Origin of the sequence: Paraburkholderia sp. SARCC-3016 (assembly GCF_031119615.1) — a bacterium.
Taxonomy (GTDB): domain Bacteria; phylum Pseudomonadota; class Gammaproteobacteria; order Burkholderiales; family Burkholderiaceae; genus Paraburkholderia.
The window spans coordinates 1-584 of the sequence record NZ_JAVHZD010000113.1; the positions used below are offsets into that span (position 1 = coordinate 1).

The following is a 584-nucleotide window of genomic DNA, read 5'->3' on the forward strand; positions in this document are numbered from 1 at the left end:
ATCATTCAGGCTGAGCGCGACCGTGGGCAACGAGCGGGCGCGACAACTTCGGAGCTGGCGCGTCTGAAGGAACTGGAGCGCGAGAATCGTGAACTGCGCACGGCCAACGAGATCCTGCGCAAGGCCTCCGCATATTTCGCGCAGGCGGAGCTCGACCGCCGGTCGAAGCCATGATCGCGTTCATCGACGAGCATCGCGACGTCTACGGTATCGAGCCGATCTGCCGCCTGCTGCCGATCGCGCCGTCGACGTATTACCGGCACGCCGGGCGACGCAGCGATCCGGAGCAATGGTCAGTACGAGCGCGTCGCGATATTGAACTGAAGGCTCTCATCGGGCGGTCTGGGAGGAGAACTTTGGCGTGTATGGAGTGCGCAAGGTCTGGCGCCAGTTGTTGCGCGATGGCGTAAAGGTCGCGCGCTGCACGGTTGCGCGCCTGATGAAGGTGATGGGCCTCGAAGGTGTACGGCGTGGGCGCCGGATCAGGACGACGCAGCGCGACGATGCAGTGCCGTGCCCGCTGGACCGGGTCAAACGTCAGTTCCAGGCCGAGCGGCCGAACGCGCTGTGGGTCGCGGATTTTA

Annotated in this window: 1 pseudogene and 1 other annotated feature; the pseudogene reads left to right on the forward strand. The window is 64.6% G+C overall.

What is annotated here, in order from left to right:
- Nucleotides 1-584 (forward strand): annotated as a pseudogene (locus tag QYH69_RS35980) (IS3 family transposase); the annotation flags it as partial.
- Nucleotides 129-245: a sequence feature (AL1L pseudoknot), on the forward strand. It overlaps the preceding pseudogene by 117 nt.